Below are 15,874 nucleotides of genomic sequence, written 5' to 3'. Positions count from 1 at the left end.
GCGTCGTCCACGGGACCGGGCGCCTCGGGCCGCCCGGCGTTGTCCGGGAGCCCCGCGCCAGGCCACTCGGCGTTGGGCCCGGCGCCAGGCCACCCGGCGTTGTCAGTGGGGGGCCGTACGGTGTCACCATGTCGAGCCTGCCGCCCCCCGCCGCCGAACTGACCGCCGACGAAGCCCGCCGTATCGTCCTGCGCGCGCAGGGCCTCCTCGGGGCGCCCGACCGCCGGGCGGGAGTCCGCGGAGTGCTGCGCCACCTCGGCGCGGTCCAGCTCGACACCATCTCGGTCCTCGCCCGCTCCCACGAGCTCATCCCCTACGCCCGCCTCGGCGCCCTGGGCCGCAAGGCGGTCGACGCGGCGTACTGGACGCAGACCCCGGACGGCCCGGACGGCCCTCGCCCCCATGCCTTCGAGTACTGGTCGCACGCCGCCTGCATCCTGCCCATCGAGGAGTGGCCGCACTTCGCCTTCCGCCGCCGCGCCTACCGCTCCCGCCCGCACTGGAATCACGCGCTGCCCGACGGCGTCTACGACCAGGTCGTCAAGCAGTTGCGCGCCGAGGGCCCGCTGACCGCCACGGACCTGGGCGGCGCCAAGCGGACCAGCGAGTGGTGGGACTGGTCCGGCACCAAGGTCGCGGTGGAGCGCGCGCTGATGTACGGAGAGGTGGTGTGCGTCGAACGCCGCGGCTGGAAGCGGGTGTACGACCTCGCCGAGCGCGCCGTCCCCGGGGAACTGCTGCACGACGAACTGGACGACGCCGAGTGCCTGCGCAGGCTGGTGCGCCTCGCGGGGCAGTCCCTGGGTGTCGGGACCCGCGCGGACATCGCGGACTACCACCGCCTCAAGGGCGAGCAGGTGGACGCGGTGATCGCGGACTCCGGGCTGGTGCCGGTGACGGTCGAGGGCTGGGGCAAACCGGCGTGGGCGGATCCGGCGGCCCTGGCGGCCCCGGCGCGGGGCCGCCACCGCACCACACTGCTGTCGCCCTTCGACTCCCTGATCTGGGAACGGGCGCGCACGGAGCGGATCTTCGGCTTCACCCACCGGCTGGAGGCCTACGTCCCCAAGCAGAAGCGGGTCCACGGGTACTTCGCGATGCCGGTGCTCGCGGGCGGGCGACTGGTCGGCCGGGTGGATCCTGCGCGCGAGGGCAGGACCCTGGTCGCCAAGCAGGTCACGGTGGAGGATCCGCGGTCGGTCCCGGCGGTGGCGCAGGCCCTGCTGGAGGCGGCGTCCTGGGTGGACTGCACCGACGTGCGCGTGGAACGGATGGACGCCACGGAGCTGAGGGAGGCACTGGTGCGGGAGCTGGCCCGCGCCCAGGACTGACCCCGCGGCCGCCCGAGGGGGGCAGCGGACGTCAGCGGGCGTCAGCGGATTTCGAGGATCTTCTCCCGCATCGCGTAGACCACGGCCTCCATCCTGGAGTGCAGTTGCAGCTTCTCCAGGATGTTGCGCACATGGTTCTTCACGGTGTTCTCGGAGATGAAGAGTTCCTTGGCGATGTCCCGGTTGTTCATTCCGGTGGCGACGAGCTTGAGGACCTCCAGCTCGCGGTCGGTGAGCCGCGGCGCGGGGACCAGCCGGCGTTCGTCGGTGCGCTGGATCATCGACTTGAACTCGGTGAGGAGCTTGGACGCCATGGAGGGGCTGATCTGCGACTGGCCGTCGGCGACCGCGCGAATGGCCGTGGCCACCTCGTCCGTGGAGATCTCCTTGAGGAGATAGCCGGTCGCGCCCGCCTTGATGGCGTCGTAGAGATCGGCCTCCTCGTCGCTGATCGTCAGCATAATGATCTTGGCGCTGGGGGCCACCTCCTTGATGGAGGTGCAGGCCTCGATCCCGCCCCGCTTGGGCATCCGCACATCCATCAGCACGATGTCGGGCAGCAGATCGGCCGCCTTGTCGACCGCCTCCGCACCGTCCCCCGCCTCGCCGACGACCTGGATGTCCTCCTCGGCGGCCAGCACGATCTCCAGACCGCGGCGGAAGAGCGCATGGTCGTCCACCACGAGGACGCGGATGGGCTCACCGCCAGAGGAGCCCGCCTCCGGGTCCATGCCGACGGCGCCGTCGTCGGCGTCCGCGCCATGCATCGGTCCGAAGCTGTCCGCCATCGTTCCTCCCCCTGAAGGCTGTGGCCCATGGTCCTTGTGCCATCGCCAACCCAAGGCAACGGCCCACCGGTTGAGCCGTTGCGGCCATGATTCCATGTCCAGGCGGCCATCAGGTGACAGAGCGCGGCGAGAAACAGCCGCACACGGATGCCCCTGGGGGGCGCACGGGCTCTCCCAGGGGCACACCGGTACAGCTTGTCACCCGGCGGGGTCGGATCAGCCGCCGACCACTCCGCCTGCCGCGGCCGGCTGTGTCTGGGTGACCATCTGGTCGGTACTCAGGTGGATGACGCCGTAGTCGTAGGCGTGCCGACGGTAGACGACGCTGGGCTGCTTGGTCTCGGAGTCGACGAACAGATAGAAGTCGTGCCCGACCAGCTCCATCTCGTAGAGCGCCTGGTCGAGCGACATCGGGGACGCGACATGTGTCTTCTCACGGACGATGAGGGGGCCTTCACCCTTCACCTCGAGCGATCCGATCTTCTTGGTCGGCACACCGTCGGCCTCTTCGTCCGACACGATGATGCCGTTGCCGTTGAGGGTCGCCGCGCCCGGGACGTGGTCGGGCACCTCGGCCGCCGTGAGCCTGCGGACCCCGCGGCGGGTGTGGCGCTTGTCGTGCTCCTTGCGCAGTCGCGCCTCGAGCTTCTCCGACGCCAGGTCGAGTGCCGCATACGGATCGCTGGCCGCCGCCTCGGCCCTGATCACCGGACCGCGGGAGCGGAGGGTGATCTCCACCCGGTCGGAACGGTCGGCCTGTCGGGGGTTGGGCTCCTTGGACACCTCGACGTCCAGGCTGATCACCTTGGCATCCAGCTTCTGGATCTTGTCCAGCTTCAGCTTCTCGGCCACGTGTTTCCGGAACCGCTCGGGCACCTCGGTCTTGCGGCCCTTGACGACGATGTCCACGCAGAACTCCGTTCCCGGATAGCTCCGCATTCCTGGCGGAGCATCTCCCTTGTGCACCAGGCTCCGGTGACGTCCGGAGCCACGGACTCGGTGACTTCCACCTCCTCCTCCCCCGTGGGCGATCCATCCCACAGCTGCGGCTGATTGCAGAAAGCCCGCAGCACGGCATTCGGATAAGCGAGGGATGGCCTGCGCCTTTCTCTCACAACCGAACATATCTCGCCCGGACGGATGGCGTCACCCTCTACTGCCGCGTACCTCCATTCCGGTGAATTGACCTGCCTATTACCTGCAACGACGCACGTCCTCAGTCAGTTCCGGTTGAATTCGAAAGAATCCGGCGAGGCGGCGATGACCGCCGCGCGGACCGTGTCCGCGGCGCCGTCTACGGCGGCCGTTCCCGAGGACGACCGCTTCCGCGATGTCACTGCCGTCGCCTCCTGTGGTCTTCGTTCCCCCCTTGCTTCCCCTGCCTCGCGCCCATACACCTCCCTGTCCCTCATTCGAGGGTGCCCGAGCGCCGCCCGCACCGCCCGCGCCGCCTCCGCCAGGGACGCCCCCGTCGTCATCAGATCGTCGACCAGCACCACCGGCCCGGCGGCCAGCAGCCGGAGACCCCCTTCACCCACCTCCAGGGCCCCGGCGAGGTTGGCGAGCCGCTGCCGGGAGCCCAGCCCCGACTGGTCGGCCACCGCCCGCCGCTGCCGCAGCACGGCCGCGACCCGGGCCGCCGTCCCCGTCCGGCGCAGCTCCCCCGCGGCTGCCAGCGCGATACGGCGGGCGGGATCGTGCCCCCTGGCCCGCACGGCCCCGCGCGAGGACGGCACGGGCACGAGCAGCACCGGAGGCCGTCCGCCTCCGTCCGGGCCCCGGGGCTCGCCCAGTCCCGCCCGTACGGCCCCGGCCAGTGCCGTGCCGAGCGGCCGTGCGAGCGCCAGGGCGCCGCGCTCCTTGTGGGCCAGGAGCGCGGCCCGCACGGCACCCTCGTAGGGGGCCGCCGCATGCACCGCGGGCAGCCCCACCGGCTCGGGCACCGGTCGCACCCGCCGGGGTGCCCTCCCGTGCAGGGCCGCCCGGCACCGCGGACAGAGCACCGCGCGCACTCTCCCGCAGCCCCCGCACTCGGTCGGCAGCACCAGGTCGGTCAGGTCCTGCCACCACCCGCGCATGGCCACCACTGTGCCAAGCCGGAGAGCGGCCTGCCAGGCCTGTGGAAAACCCACGGCGGACCGCCGGGGACGGATGTGCAAGGGCCGGGCGAGCGGCCCCCTCGGACCCACGCGGCCCGGGGCTCACCCCGGATAGACCGGAGCCGTCCCCGCCTTGACGACCTTCTGCCACTGCGCCCCGGCCGACAGCCGTACGATCCCGTCCTCGGAGTACGCCACCAGCGGCAGCCGTTCGTCCTCCGACGCCGCGATCTGCTTCACACCGGTCAGCGAGGGCGGCGCGTTGCCCGCCGGTTCGGAGCCGTCGACCTGGACGTAGCGCATCTGCTGCACCCCGCCGGACTCGCGCCCGACCACCACCAGCCGGCTGTCCCCGGCCCAGGACATGGCCGTGACCTCCTCCAACTGCGGGGTGACGGAGTGCAGTTTGAGGAGCGACACCGCGGAGCGCCCGTCGCCGCCGTGCTCCCGTTCGACCCGCCCGATCTGGAGCGACGTCTTGCCGTCCTTCTCCACGATCAGCGCGATCCGCACACCGTCGGCCGCCACCCGCACCGCCTCGACACGCCCGTCGAGACCGGGTGTGCTCACCACGACCGGCTGTCCGGAACCCTTCTCCAGCACCACCAGCCGGGAGTTGCGCGGATCGCGGTCGGCCACCCACAGGTCGCCCCCGCCGTCCCAGCTCGGCGTGGTCAGCCGGTCGTCCTCCGACAGACCCTGGCTGGCCAGCACCGCGCTCCCCAGCGGCGGGGCGCCCGGCTCCAGCGACCCGGTGTACAGATACCGGCCGTCGGCCGACACCCCGGCCGCCTTGTCCTCGTCGCGCGAGACGGCGGCCGCGCGCAGCGCCCGCTCCCCGTCGCCCAGGCCCCCCGGCACCGGTTCGAACTCATGGGAGCTGCTGCCGCTCGGCAGCCGTACCAGCCGCTGCCTGCCGTCGATGAAGTACTCGTACTCGGGACGCTTGGCCGTACCGTGCGAGGCGATGATCTCGGCCCGGTTCTCGTCCAGTTCGCACAGCTTCCGGCCGTCGGAACCCTCCAGCTCGACCTCGCTCACGCCGGTCGGCGTCAGATCCTGGAGGGTGAACAGGAGTTGCGCCGCCATCCGCGAGCACTGCGTGCGCCCGACCCGGTCGGCCTTGCCGTTGAGCGGCACCGTCAGTTTGTTCTGGTCGTCGGGCGACAGCGAGGTGACGTCCTTGCGGAGCGCGGTCCCCGGCGGGAAGCTCGATGTCGCGGCCGGGTCCAGCCAGCGCGTGGGGCCCGTCAGCAGCGTACGGACCATCGAGGTGACGGCGTCCACCTTGCTGCGCACATACACCGGGTCGGCGACCGTGCTCAGTCGGCCGCCCTCCGCCGCGGGTACGTTCGAGGCGTAGTAGTACTTGTTGACCGACACATAGTTGCGCTGGAAGTCGGACCTGCCCATGACCACGCCCGGCGGGAGCGAGTCGATACGCCACTGGTTGGTCTTCTTGTCCAACGTGAGATGCACCGTACTGCTGTACGTCCCCGACTGCGGCGTGTACGCGTGCTGGGCGTCCACGACGGCGAATCTGCTGCCGGTCAGCGCGTAGGTGTAGTCCTCGTCCGCCTCGCGGATCCTGCTGCTGTGCTCGGGCACGGTGTTCGGCCCGTCGGACAGCACGGTGGTGGACCGGTCCGGGTGCCAGCCGCGCGACGCGCCCGCGGTCAGATACTCGCGGGCCGTCTCATAGCCGGGGTCGTCGCTGGTCAGCGCCTCCAGGAAGCCCTGCACGATCTCCGCAGGCCCCGCGTTCTCCCGCGGCGGCATGGCGAACACGCGGACCTGGGCGTCCTGCCGCGGCGTCGACTCCACGCCGCGCAGATCCCCGCTGTCCGGCATCGAGGCACACCCGGCCAGCAGGACCGCCCCGCAGCCGGCGAACACACCCGTGCGCGCCGCGCGCCGCCGCCTGCCCCCCTCAGCGCCCACGAACTGCCTCCCCTTGCTCACTCACTCGTGCAGCCCGCCGCCCGGCGACGGGTCCTGTGTGCTGTCGTCCAGGGCCCGCGCGGTCCCGGTGGGCCGTGCCACCACCCGCGCGCCGCTGCCCGGCAGAGCCGTCGGATCGGCCGTGGGCGCCACCGCGGCAGGCCGCGGCGTGATCCCGGTCCGCTCGCCCGTGGCCTGCGCGGGCACCGTGGCGAGCTTGCCCGAGCCGCCCTGCGGCAGCCCGGCGTCGTTCAGCCCCCGGTTGCGCCGGGAGTCCAGGGGCTCCAGGGGTATCGGGGAGCCCCGCAGCGGCTCGTCCGCGGTCCGCGGCAGCGTCAGCCGGAACTGCGAACCGCCACCCGGCTCACCCCACGCCTGCAACCAGCCTCCGTGCAGCCGGGCGTCCTCCAGGGCGATCGACAGCCCCAGGCCCGTACCGCCCGTGGTGCGCGCCCGCGCCGGATCCGCCCGCCAGAACCTGCTGAACACCCGGGTCGCCTCGCCCGGCTTCAGCCCGACGCCGTAGTCCCGCACCGCGATCGCGACCGCGCCGCCTGCCGCGGCGAGCTTGACGACGACGTCCTTGCCCTCGCCGTGTTCGACGGCGTTGACGACGAGGTTGCGCAGCACCCGCTCCACCCGCCGGGCGTCGGCCTCCGCGACCACGGGCTGCTGGTCGCCGACGACACGTATCTGTGTGCCCTTGCGCTCCGCGAGCGGTTCGGCCCCGCTCACCACCCGCCGTACCACCACGCGCAGGTCGATCGGCTCGGCCTCCAGGGCCGCCGCGCCCGCGTCGAACCGGCTGATCTCCAGCAGATCCGCGAGCAGCGACTCGAACCGGTCCAGCTGGTCCGCGAGCAGTTCCGCCGACCGCGCGGTCACCGGGTCGAAATCGACCCGCGCCTCATGGATGACGTCGGCCGCCATCCGCACGGTCGTCAACGGTGTGCGCAGTTCGTGCGACACGTCCGACACGAACCGCCGCTGCATCCTCGACAGGTCCTCCAGCTGCTGGATCTTCAGCTGGAGGTTCTGCGCCATCTTGTTGAAGGCCTCGCCCAGGCGGGCGATGTCGTCCTCGCCGGTGACCTTCATACGTTCCTGGAGCTGCCCGGCGGAGAGCCGTTCGGCGATGCCCGCCGCCATCCGTACGGGGGTGACGACCTGGCGCACCACCAGCCAGGCGATGGCTCCGAGCAGCACCACGACGAACAGCCCGGCGGTCGCCAGCGTCCCCTTCACCAGGCTGAGGGACTTCTCCTCCTGGGTGAGCGGGAACAGGTAGTACAGCTGGTACGCATGCCCGTTCGGGTCGTTGATCTGCTTGCCGATGATGAGCGCGGGCTGCGGATCGCGGTCGGAGTCGGTGTAGACGATGCGGGTGTAGGTCTGGGCCACGCCCATGCCCGCTCCGACGCGCCTGCGCAGATCCTCCGGCACGCTCTGGCTGGGGTCCACGTCACCCGACGCGCGCGGTCCGAGCCCGCGGTTGTCGCCGCTGTCCACGGCGGTGGTGCTGAGCGTGACCACGTCGAAGGCGCCCTGGCCGCCGCTGGACAGCGACTCCACGAGGTCGCTCATCCAGCCGCTCACGTTCTGCACCGGGTTGGCGCCCGTGCCCGAGGCGTCGTCGCCGCCGCTCGCGCTGGCCGCGCTGTCCGCCTTCTGACCGGCCACCGTGAAGCCGCCGACCGCCTGGCTCTGGGACGCCTTCACCTTGGCGTCGAGCAGGCCGTTGCGCACCTGCCCGATGACGACGAAGCCCAGCAGCAGCACGACACCCAGCGACATCAGCAGCGTCGTGACGACGATCTTGAGCTGGATGTTGCGCCGCCACAGCCGCATCACGGGCAGCAGCGGACGGCGCACCCAGCGCATGACGAGCCGGAGGACCGGGCTGCCCTGGACTCCGCCCTGAAGCAGCCCGCCCTCGAAGAACCGTTCCCATCCGGAACCCGCCGTGCGCCGTCCGACAGGCCGCTCCGGGCGGTCCCCCGGCCTGCCGGGGGCCGAAGCGGCACTGTCGTGCGGCACGTCAGCTCGGTCCGGCCTTGTAACCGACGCCACGAACGGTCACCACGATCTCCGGCCGCTCCGGGTCCTTCTCGACCTTGGAGCGAAGCCGCTGGACATGCACATTCACGAGACGGGTGTCCGCCGCATGGCGGTAGCCCCAGACCTGCTCCAGCAGGACCTCGCGGGTGAACACCTGCCACGGCTTGCGCGCCAGCGCCACCAGCAGGTCGAACTCCAGCGGGGTCAGCGCGATCGACTGCCCGTCCCGCTTCACCGAGTGACCGGCCACGTCGATGACGAGGTCGCCGATGGCGAGCTGCTCCGGCGCCGGCTCCTCGGACCTGCGCAGCCGCGCCCGGATCCGGGCCACCAGCTCCTTCGGCTTGAACGGCTTGACGATGTAGTCGTCCGCGCCGGACTCCAGGCCGACCACCACGTCCACGGTGTCACTCTTGGCCGTGAGCATGACGATCGGAACTCCGGACTCCGCCCTGATCAGACGGCACACCTCGATGCCGTCCCGACCGGGCAGCATCAGGTCGAGCAGCACCAGGTCGGGCTTGGCCTCACGGAAAGCCGCCAACGCCTTGTCGCCATCGGCTACGAAAGACGGCTCAAAACCTTCACCACGCAGCACGATGCCGAGCATCTCGGCCAGTGCGGTGTCGTCGTCGACGACAAGGACTCGTCCCTTCATGGACCACATCATCCCATTAACTAAATTGTTACCTGGCGTGACCTGTCACACAGCGCAGCGAGTGCACCGGCCGTCACAGGAGACACGACACCCTCCTCGGTGACGATCGCCGTCACCAACTCGGGCGGCGTGACGTCGAAAGCCGGGTTGTACGCCTGGGTCCCCAGAGGTGCCACCGGTATCCCGCCTCCCGCTTCCGCTCCCGCCACCGGCACCCGGGGCGCGGTGATCTCCGTCACCTCGTGCCCGGGCCGCTGCTCCACCTCGATGGCTGCCCCGTCGGGCGTGTCCGGATCCACCGTCGTCACCGGCGCCACCACGATGAACGGCACATGGTGATACCTGGCCAGCACCGCGAGCGGATAGCTCCCCACCTTGTTCGCCACCGAACCATCGGCCGCGATCCGATCCGCTCCGACCAGCACCGCGTCCACCTCGCCCGCCGCGAACAGCGAACCGGCCGCGCTGTCCGTGAGCAAGGTGTACGCCATCCCGTTGCGGGCCGCCTCGTACGCCGTCAGACGAGCACCTTGCAGCAACGGGCGCGTCTCGTCCACCCACAGCCTGCGCAGCCGCCCCGCCCGGTGCGCCGCCAGCGCCACCGCGAACGCCGTGCCCTCACCCCCGGAGACCAGCGCCCCCGAGTTGCAGTGGGTGAGCAGCCGGTGGCCGCCGCCCGGCGACAGCTCGTCCAGCAGCGCCAGACCGTGCCGCGCCATCCGCGCCCCGGCCTCGGCGTCCTCCCGGTGCAGCGCACGCGCCGCCGCCAGCGCCGCCCTGGCGGCCCCCGGCAGGTCCCCGCCACCGGCGAGCACGGCCCGATGCGCGTTCTGCGCCCGGCGCACACCCACGGCGAGGTTCACCGCGGTCGGCCGGGCCGCGGACAGCGCCACGGCCGCCTCGTCCACGTCGAAGCCGCGCGCGGCGGCGAGCGCCACACCGTACGCACCGGCGATCCCGAGCAGCGGAGCCCCGCGCACGGCCAGCGTGCGGATCGCGTCCACCAGCGCGGACGCGTCCGTGCACACCAGCTCGACCTCCTCGGCCGGCAGTCTCCTCTGATCGAGCAGCACCAGCACGGGCCCCTCCGGCGGCTCGTCCCAGCGGATCACGGGTATCTCGGTCGACTGCTTGTCCTCGCCCGGTCGCGCGTCCTGATCAGCCATGCCGTCAGTCTGCCCCGTATCCCGCCGACAATTGAAGGTGTACAGCCCAGACCACCCCTGGTCCTTCGCCGGAGGCAGCGTGGCACGATGTCCCCCAACTCGCCCGCGCGTCCGCGGAGCGGGCACCGTGAAGGAGCGACGATGAACGACACTCCGGGCTGGGCATCGCCCGGATCCGCCCCCTCCGACGGAGAGCAGCCGTCCGCCGCCGGCGCGCAGCCCCCGGAGCAGCCTCCGGCCCAGAGCCCCGGCGACCAGCCACAGCCGCCGACGCAGTGGTCCAAGGAGCAGCCCCCGTCCGGGCAGTGGAGCGCGCCGCACCCCCAGGTCCCCGCTCAGGCGCCGCCGCCTCCGCCCGGCCCGGGCTGGGGCGGCGGCCCGGCCCACGGTCCCGGCGGCCACGGCGCCGGAGGCTGGGGCGCACCCGGCCACGGTCCCGGCGGCTGGGGCGGCTCCTGGGGTCCGCCGCCCGCCGCCAAGCCCGGAGTGATCCCGCTGCGCCCGCTCGGCGTCGGCGAGATCCTCGACGGCGCGGTCTCCACCATGCGCACCCACTGGCGCGCGGTCCTCGGCATCTCGCTGGGCGTCTCCGTCCTCACGGAGATCGTCACCATCCTGTTCCAGAAGCTCGTCCTCGACGACCGCGTCGGCGCCGACACCCTTAGCGACCCCAACGCCTCCGCCCACGAGGTGGGCCGCGCCATGGGCGCGCTCTTCCTCGGCTCCGGCGGCGTCGGCCTGGTGACCCTGATCGGCACCATCCTCGCGACCGCCCTGCTCACCACGGTCACCAGCCGGGCGGTGCTCGGCCGCTCGGTGACCGTCGCGGAGGCCTGGCGCGACGCCCGCCCCCAGCTGCTGAAGCTGTCCGGTCTGACGCTGCTGCTTCCGCTGATCGCCGTCGCGATCGCCGCCGTAGGCACCCTGCCCGGCATCCTCGTCGCCGTCGGCGGTGCCGTCGGCCCGGGCGTCGCCCTGGCCGTCCTGGGCGGCCTCGGCGCCATGGTGGTCGCCATCTGGATCACCATGCGCTACTCGCTGGCGTCGCCCGCGCTGATGCTGGAGAAGCAGAGCATCCGCACCTCCATGAGCCGCTCCGCCAAACTGGTGCGCGGCGCCTGGTGGCGGGTCACCGGAATCCAGATCCTCGCGCAGTTCATCGCGGGCATCGTGGGTTCGCTCGTCGTGGTCCCCTTCGCCATCGTCGCCTCGGTCCTCAGCGGCGACGGCTTCAACAGCCTCGTCACCGCGACCGGCGGCGGCCCAGGCTGGACCTACCTGATCATCACCGGTGTCGGCTCGGTGATCGGACGCACCCTCACCTTCCCGATCAGCGCCGGGGTGACCGTCCTCCTCTACATCGACCAGCGCATCCGCCGCGAGGCCCTCGACCTCGACCTGGCCCGCGCCGCAGGCGTCCAGGACCACGGCACCACCCCCGGGAGCTGACAGGGTGGGGCCGACGGGGGGAGCGCACCGGGCCGCGCCGGTGCTGTGGCGTGCGGACGGCACGCCACCGGTCACCGTCCCGCGCGATCCCGCGCGGGAGGCGGCCCGCCGTGAGCTGGCCAAGCGGATGTACCACGAGAACGACCCCGGCCTGGTGCGGCGCGCCCTGAACGCCTTCTGGGACTGGGTCGGCGGCCTGCTGGACTCCGCCTCGTCCGCGACACCGGGCGGCCTGGTGGGCCTGCTCGTGATCGTGCTGGCGGCCGCGGCGCTCCTCGGCGCGCTCTGGTGGCGTCTGGGCACCCCGCGCCGCACACCCCCCTCGTCCGCCGCGCTCTTCGAGGACCACCCCAGAAGCGCCGCCGAACACCGCGCGGCCGCCGAGGCACACGCCGCCCAGAGCCACTGGAGCCAAGCCGTCCAGGAACGCATGCGCGCCGTCGTCCGTGCCCTGGAGGAACGCGCCCTGCTCGACGTACACCCCGGCCGCACCGCCGACGAGGCCGCCATCGAGGCGGGCCACGCCCTGCCCGGCCACGCGGACCGCCTCCGCGCCGCCGCCCGGGACTTCGACGACGTCGCATACGGCGGCCGGTCAGCCGACGAAGGAACGTACCGCCGGCTCGCCGCTCTCGACGACGACCTCGCGCGCACCAGGCCCCGGCTCACCGGCAGCAGCCCCGCCGCCGTCTCCAACACCCGTAGGGGAGCCGCCGGATGACGTCCGAAGCCACCCTCCCCGCCACGTCCGACTCTCCCACCGCCCGCGGACTGTGGACCAGGTCGCGGGGCGTCCTGCTGGCCGCCGTACTCCTCCTGACCGGTGCCGTGGTGATCGCCGTCGTCCGCTCCGACGCCCACCACGGCCGCCTCGACCCGCGCTCGGCGGACCCCTACGGCAGCCGCGCCGTCGCCGCGCTCCTCGCCGAACAGGGCGTCTCCACCCGGGTCGTCACCACCCTCGACGAGGCCCGCACCGCCGCCGCCCCCGACACCACCCTGCTGATCGCCGCCCCGGACCTTCTGACCCACCGCCAGCAGGACCGCCTGGAACAGGCGGCGCAGCACTCCGGCGGCCGGACGGTTCTGATCGCCCCCGACACCTCCCTCGCGCGCCTCGCCCCCGGGGTCTCCGCGGACCCCGTACCCAGCGTCGAATCGCTGCTCGAACCCGGCTGCACACTGCCCGCCGCCCGGAGCGCGGGCACCGCCGACACGGGCGGCATCCGCTACCGCACAACGGCCGCCCACGCCGACCGCTGCTACCCCGGCGACGGACTGCCCACCCTGGTCCGCCTCCCGGCCGCATCCGCACACGGCGACACCGTCGTGCTCGGCGCGCCCGACATCCTCTACAACAAACACCTCGGCAAGGAGGGCAACGCCTCCCTCGCCCTCCAACTGCTCGGCTCCCGCACCCATCTGGTCTGGTACCTCCCCTCGCTCTCCGACACCTCGGCCACCGACGCGGGCAGCCGCAGCTTCTTCGACCTGCTCCCCCGGGGCTGGCTCTGGGGCACCCTGCAACTCTTCATCGCCGCAGCCGTCGCCGCCCTCTGGCGGGCACGCCGACTGGGCCCCCTCGTGCCCGAACAACTCCCCGTCGCGATCCGCGCCTCCGAAACCGTCGAAGGCCGCGCCCGCCTCTACCGCAGGGCGCGCGCCCGAGACCGCGCGGCCGCCGCTCTGCGCTCCACCACCCGCACCCGCCTCGCCCCCCTCGTAGGCATCCCCGTCGCCCAGGCGCACACGCCCGAGACCCTGCTCCCCGCTCTGTCCGCCCGCCTCCACAGCGACGACCGGACCCTGCGCCCCCTCCTCTTCGGCCCGCCGCCCGGCGACGACGCAGCACTGATCGCACTCGCCGACCAACTCGACGCCCTCGAAAGTGAGGTACGCCGTCCATGATGGACCCGACCACTGACAACGCCGGGAACACCGGGGATCCGGACACCGTCCGGGCCTCCCTGGAGGCCCTGCGCGCCGAGATCGCCAAAGCCGTGGTCGGCCAGGACCCCGCAGTCACCGGCCTCGTCGTCGCCCTTCTGTGCCGCGGACACGTCCTCCTCGAAGGAGTCCCCGGGGTCGCCAAGACCCTGCTCGTCCGCGCGCTCTCCGCGGCCCTCGAACTCGACACCAAGCGCGTCCAGTTCACCCCGGACCTCATGCCGAGCGACATCACCGGCTCCCTCGTCTACGACGCGCGGACCGCCGAGTTCTCCTTCCAGCCCGGGCCGGTCTTCACCCATCTGCTGCTCGCGGACGAGATCAACCGCACCCCGCCGAAGACGCAGTCGTCCCTCCTCGAAGCCATGGAGGAACGGCAGGTCACCGTCGACGGCACGCCCCGCCCGCTGCCCGAGCCGTTCCTCGTGGCGGCGACCCAGAACCCGGTCGAGTACGAGGGCACCTATCCCCTCCCGGAAGCCCAACTGGACCGCTTCCTGCTCAAGCTGACGATCCCGCTGCCGTCCCGTCAGGACGAGATCGACGTCCTCGCCCGCCATGCTGACGGCTTCAACCCGCGCGACCTGCGCGCCGCCGGCGTGCGCCCGGTGGCGAACGCCGACGACCTGGAGGCGGCGCGCGCGGCCGTCGCCAAGACGGCGGTGTCCCCGGACATCACCGCCTATGTGGTGGACATCTGCCGCGCCACCCGTGAATCGCCGTCACTCACCCTCGGGGTGTCGCCGCGTGGCGCGACGGCCCTGCTGGCCACGTCCCGCGCCTGGGCCTGGCTGACAGGCCGTGACTATGTCACCCCCGACGATGTGAAGGCCCTGGCCCTCCCGACGCTCCGTCACCGGGTCCAGCTGCGCCCGGAGGCGGAGATGGAGGGCGTGACGGCGGATTCGGTCATCAACTCGATCCTCGCCCACGTCCCCGTACCCCGCTGATGGCGTTCACCGGACGAGCCGCACTGCTCGCGACACTCGGCACCCTGCCGGTCGGCATCTGGGCACCCGACTGGACCGGTGTGCTCGCCGTCAACGGCTCACTCGCGCTGGCCTGCGCCTGTGACATGGCGCTGGCCGCGCCCGTGCGCCGTCTCAGCCTGTCCCGGTCCGGCGACACCTCCGTACGCCTGGGCGAGACGGCCGAGGTGGCGCTCACCGTCACCAACCCCTCCCGCCGGACCCTGCGCGCCCAGCTGCGCGACGCCTGGCCGCCCAGCAGCTGGGAACGGGGCACCGAACCGGCCGCTTCACGGCACCGCCTGACGGTCCCTCCGGGCGAACGCCGCCGGGTCACGACCCGTCTCACGCCGACCCGCCGCGGGGACCGCCACGCCGACCGGGTCACCATCCGCTCCTACGGCCCCCTCGGTCTCTTCTCCCGCCAGGGCACCCACAAGGTCCCCTGGGCGGTGCGGGCGCTGCCTCCTTTTGCCAGCCGCAAGCACCTTCCCTCCAAGCTGGCCCGCCTCCGCGAACTGGACGGCCGGACCAGTGTGCTGATCCGCGGCGAGGGCACGGAGTTCGACAGCCTGCGCGACTACGTCCCGGGCGACGACACCCGTTCCATCGACTGGCGCGCGACGGCCCGTCGGACAACGGTCGCCGTACGCACCTGGCGGCCCGAGCGCGACCGGCATGTCCTCCTGGTCCTCGACACGGGCCGGACGTCCGCCGGGCGCGTCGGCGACGTACCCCGCCTGGACGCCTCCATGGACGCGGCGCTTCTGCTGGCGGCCCTGGCCACCAAGGCCGGAGACCGGGTGGACCTGCTCGCCTACGACCGCCGGGTACGCGCCCTGGTCCAGGGCCGCGCCGTCCGCGAGGTCCTGCCGTCGCTGGTCAACGCCATGGCGACACTGGAACCCGAACTCATCGAGACGGATGCGCGCGGGCTGACGGCCACCGCGCTCCGTTCGGCGCCGCGCCGTTCTCTGATCGTCCTGCTGACCACCCTCGACGCGGCTCCCGTGGAGGAGGAACTCCTTCCTGTCCTCTCCCGCCTCACCGGGCGCCACACGGTCCTGGTCGCCTCGGTGGCCGATCCGCAGGTCGCACGCATGGCGACGGCCCGTGGCGACATCGACGCGGTGTACGAGGCCGCGGCTGCGGCGCGGGCTCAGACGGAGCGCACTCGCACCGCGGAGCAGCTGCGCCGTCACGGGGTCACGGTCCTCGATGCCACCCCGGACGATCTGGCGCCGGCTCTGGCCGACGCCTATCTGGCGCTGAAAGCAGCGGGCCGTCTCTGAGTGACAGACGGAGCCCAAAAAGAAAAAGGGGCCTCTCCGTCTGAGGGAGGCCCCCTGAACGCAGAAAACCCCCGTGCCCTCAGGCACGGGGGTTTCCCACACAATTAGTTCGGCGGCGTCCTACTCTCCCACAGGGTCCCCCCTGCAGTACCATCGGCGCTGTAAGGCTTAGCTTCC

At 72.3% G+C, this 15,874-nt stretch carries 13 protein-coding genes; 6 read left to right on the top strand and 7 right to left on the bottom strand.

Features of this window, described 5'->3' with window-relative positions; translation table 11 throughout:
* Nucleotides 1-128 precede the first annotated feature (128 nt).
* Nucleotides 129-1,331, top strand: coding sequence for a winged helix-turn-helix domain-containing protein (locus ACIHAA_RS30260; protein WP_399822750.1), 1,203 nt, complete (start codon nt 129-131; stop codon nt 1,329-1,331).
* Nucleotides 1,332-1,372: 41 nt separating this feature from the next.
* Here the strand turns inward: ACIHAA_RS30260 and ACIHAA_RS30255 are convergent, their stop codons facing one another.
* From ACIHAA_RS30255 to mtnA, 7 genes are all read right to left on the bottom strand, one after another.
* Nucleotides 1,373-2,119 (bottom strand): response regulator, encoded by a 747-nt coding sequence (locus ACIHAA_RS30255; protein WP_399822748.1) that lies wholly within the window; start codon nt 2,117-2,119, stop codon nt 1,373-1,375.
* 216 nt (nt 2,120-2,335) lie between these two features.
* On the bottom strand, nt 2,336-3,028 hold the full coding sequence (gene hpf, locus ACIHAA_RS30250) for a ribosome hibernation-promoting factor, HPF/YfiA family (RefSeq protein WP_399822835.1): 693 nt from the start codon (nt 3,026-3,028) through the stop codon (nt 2,336-2,338).
* Between the two features lie 311 nt (nt 3,029-3,339).
* Nucleotides 3,340-4,197 (bottom strand): ComF family protein, encoded by an 858-nt coding sequence (locus ACIHAA_RS30245; RefSeq protein WP_399822746.1) that lies wholly within the window; start codon nt 4,195-4,197, stop codon nt 3,340-3,342.
* Between the two features lie 123 nt (nt 4,198-4,320).
* On the bottom strand, nt 4,321-6,159 hold the full coding sequence (locus ACIHAA_RS30240) for an LpqB family beta-propeller domain-containing protein (protein WP_399822745.1): 1,839 nt from the start codon (nt 6,157-6,159) through the stop codon (nt 4,321-4,323).
* 21 nt (nt 6,160-6,180) lie between these two features.
* Entirely contained in the window at nt 6,181-8,196 is a 2,016-nt protein-coding gene (gene mtrB / locus ACIHAA_RS30235; protein ID WP_399822743.1) for an MtrAB system histidine kinase MtrB, read from the bottom strand.
* A 1-nt stretch (nt 8,197) separates the two neighbouring features.
* Nucleotides 8,198-8,887: a two-component system response regulator MtrA gene (gene mtrA / locus ACIHAA_RS30230; RefSeq protein ID WP_311692199.1), complete on the bottom strand. Its 690-nt coding sequence runs from the start codon at nt 8,885-8,887 to the stop codon at nt 8,198-8,200.
* Nucleotides 8,888-8,895: 8 nt separating this feature from the next.
* The gene (gene mtnA / locus ACIHAA_RS30225) at nt 8,896-10,041 is read right to left on the bottom strand and encodes an S-methyl-5-thioribose-1-phosphate isomerase (protein ID WP_399822741.1); all 1,146 of its coding nucleotides are present in this window, start codon (nt 10,039-10,041) and stop codon (nt 8,896-8,898) included.
* Nucleotides 10,042-10,182: 141 nt separating this feature from the next.
* Between mtnA and ACIHAA_RS30220 the strand changes: the two genes are divergently transcribed.
* From ACIHAA_RS30220 to ACIHAA_RS30200, 5 genes are read left to right on the top strand one after another with little or no spacing between them, the layout of a single operon-like run.
* Nucleotides 10,183-11,490, top strand: a complete 1,308-nt coding sequence (locus ACIHAA_RS30220) for a hypothetical protein (protein ID WP_399822739.1) — start codon at nt 10,183-10,185, stop codon at nt 11,488-11,490.
* 4 nt (nt 11,491-11,494) lie between these two features.
* Entirely contained in the window at nt 11,495-12,211 is a 717-nt protein-coding gene (locus ACIHAA_RS30215; protein ID WP_399822737.1) for a DUF4129 domain-containing protein, read from the top strand.
* Entirely contained in the window at nt 12,208-13,398 is a 1,191-nt protein-coding gene (locus tag ACIHAA_RS30210) for a DUF4350 domain-containing protein (RefSeq protein WP_399822735.1), read from the top strand. The genes ACIHAA_RS30215 and ACIHAA_RS30210 overlap by 4 nt, the downstream gene beginning before the upstream one ends.
* A complete protein-coding gene (locus ACIHAA_RS30205; RefSeq protein ID WP_399822733.1) occupies nt 13,398-14,387 on the top strand; it encodes an AAA family ATPase in 990 nt (329 codons plus the stop codon). The genes ACIHAA_RS30210 and ACIHAA_RS30205 overlap by 1 nt, the downstream gene beginning before the upstream one ends.
* Nucleotides 14,387-15,697, top strand: a complete 1,311-nt coding sequence (locus tag ACIHAA_RS30200) for a DUF58 domain-containing protein (protein WP_399822731.1) — start codon at nt 14,387-14,389, stop codon at nt 15,695-15,697. The genes ACIHAA_RS30205 and ACIHAA_RS30200 overlap by 1 nt, the downstream gene beginning before the upstream one ends.
* Nucleotides 15,698-15,874: the final 177 nt, after the last annotated feature.

It is taken from the genome of Streptomyces sp. NPDC052040 (assembly GCF_044548405.1).
Lineage (GTDB): Bacteria > Actinomycetota > Actinomycetes > Streptomycetales > Streptomycetaceae > Streptomyces.
Note: the sequence above shows the minus strand (reverse complement) of the source record. Positions and strands in the feature narration are given on the sequence as shown.

Coding starts and splice junctions, on each gene's coding strand:
- mtrA (WP_311692199.1), bottom strand. CDS start 8,887: ATGATGTGGTCCATGAAGGGACGAGTCCTTGTCGTCGACGACGACACC.
- ACIHAA_RS30260 (WP_399822750.1), top strand. CDS start 129: ATGTCGAGCCTGCCGCCCCCCGCCGCCGAACTGACCGCCGACGAAGCC.
- ACIHAA_RS30210 (WP_399822735.1), top strand. CDS start 12,208: ATGACGTCCGAAGCCACCCTCCCCGCCACGTCCGACTCTCCCACCGCC.
- mtnA (WP_399822741.1), bottom strand. CDS start 10,041: ATGGCTGATCAGGACGCGCGACCGGGCGAGGACAAGCAGTCGACCGAG.
- ACIHAA_RS30205 (WP_399822733.1), top strand. CDS start 13,398: ATGGACCCGACCACTGACAACGCCGGGAACACCGGGGATCCGGACACC.
- ACIHAA_RS30255 (WP_399822748.1), bottom strand. CDS start 2,119: ATGGCGGACAGCTTCGGACCGATGCATGGCGCGGACGCCGACGACGGC.
- ACIHAA_RS30245 (WP_399822746.1), bottom strand. CDS start 4,197: ATGCGCGGGTGGTGGCAGGACCTGACCGACCTGGTGCTGCCGACCGAG.
- ACIHAA_RS30200 (WP_399822731.1), top strand. CDS start 14,387: ATGGCGTTCACCGGACGAGCCGCACTGCTCGCGACACTCGGCACCCTG.
- ACIHAA_RS30220 (WP_399822739.1), top strand. CDS start 10,183: ATGAACGACACTCCGGGCTGGGCATCGCCCGGATCCGCCCCCTCCGAC.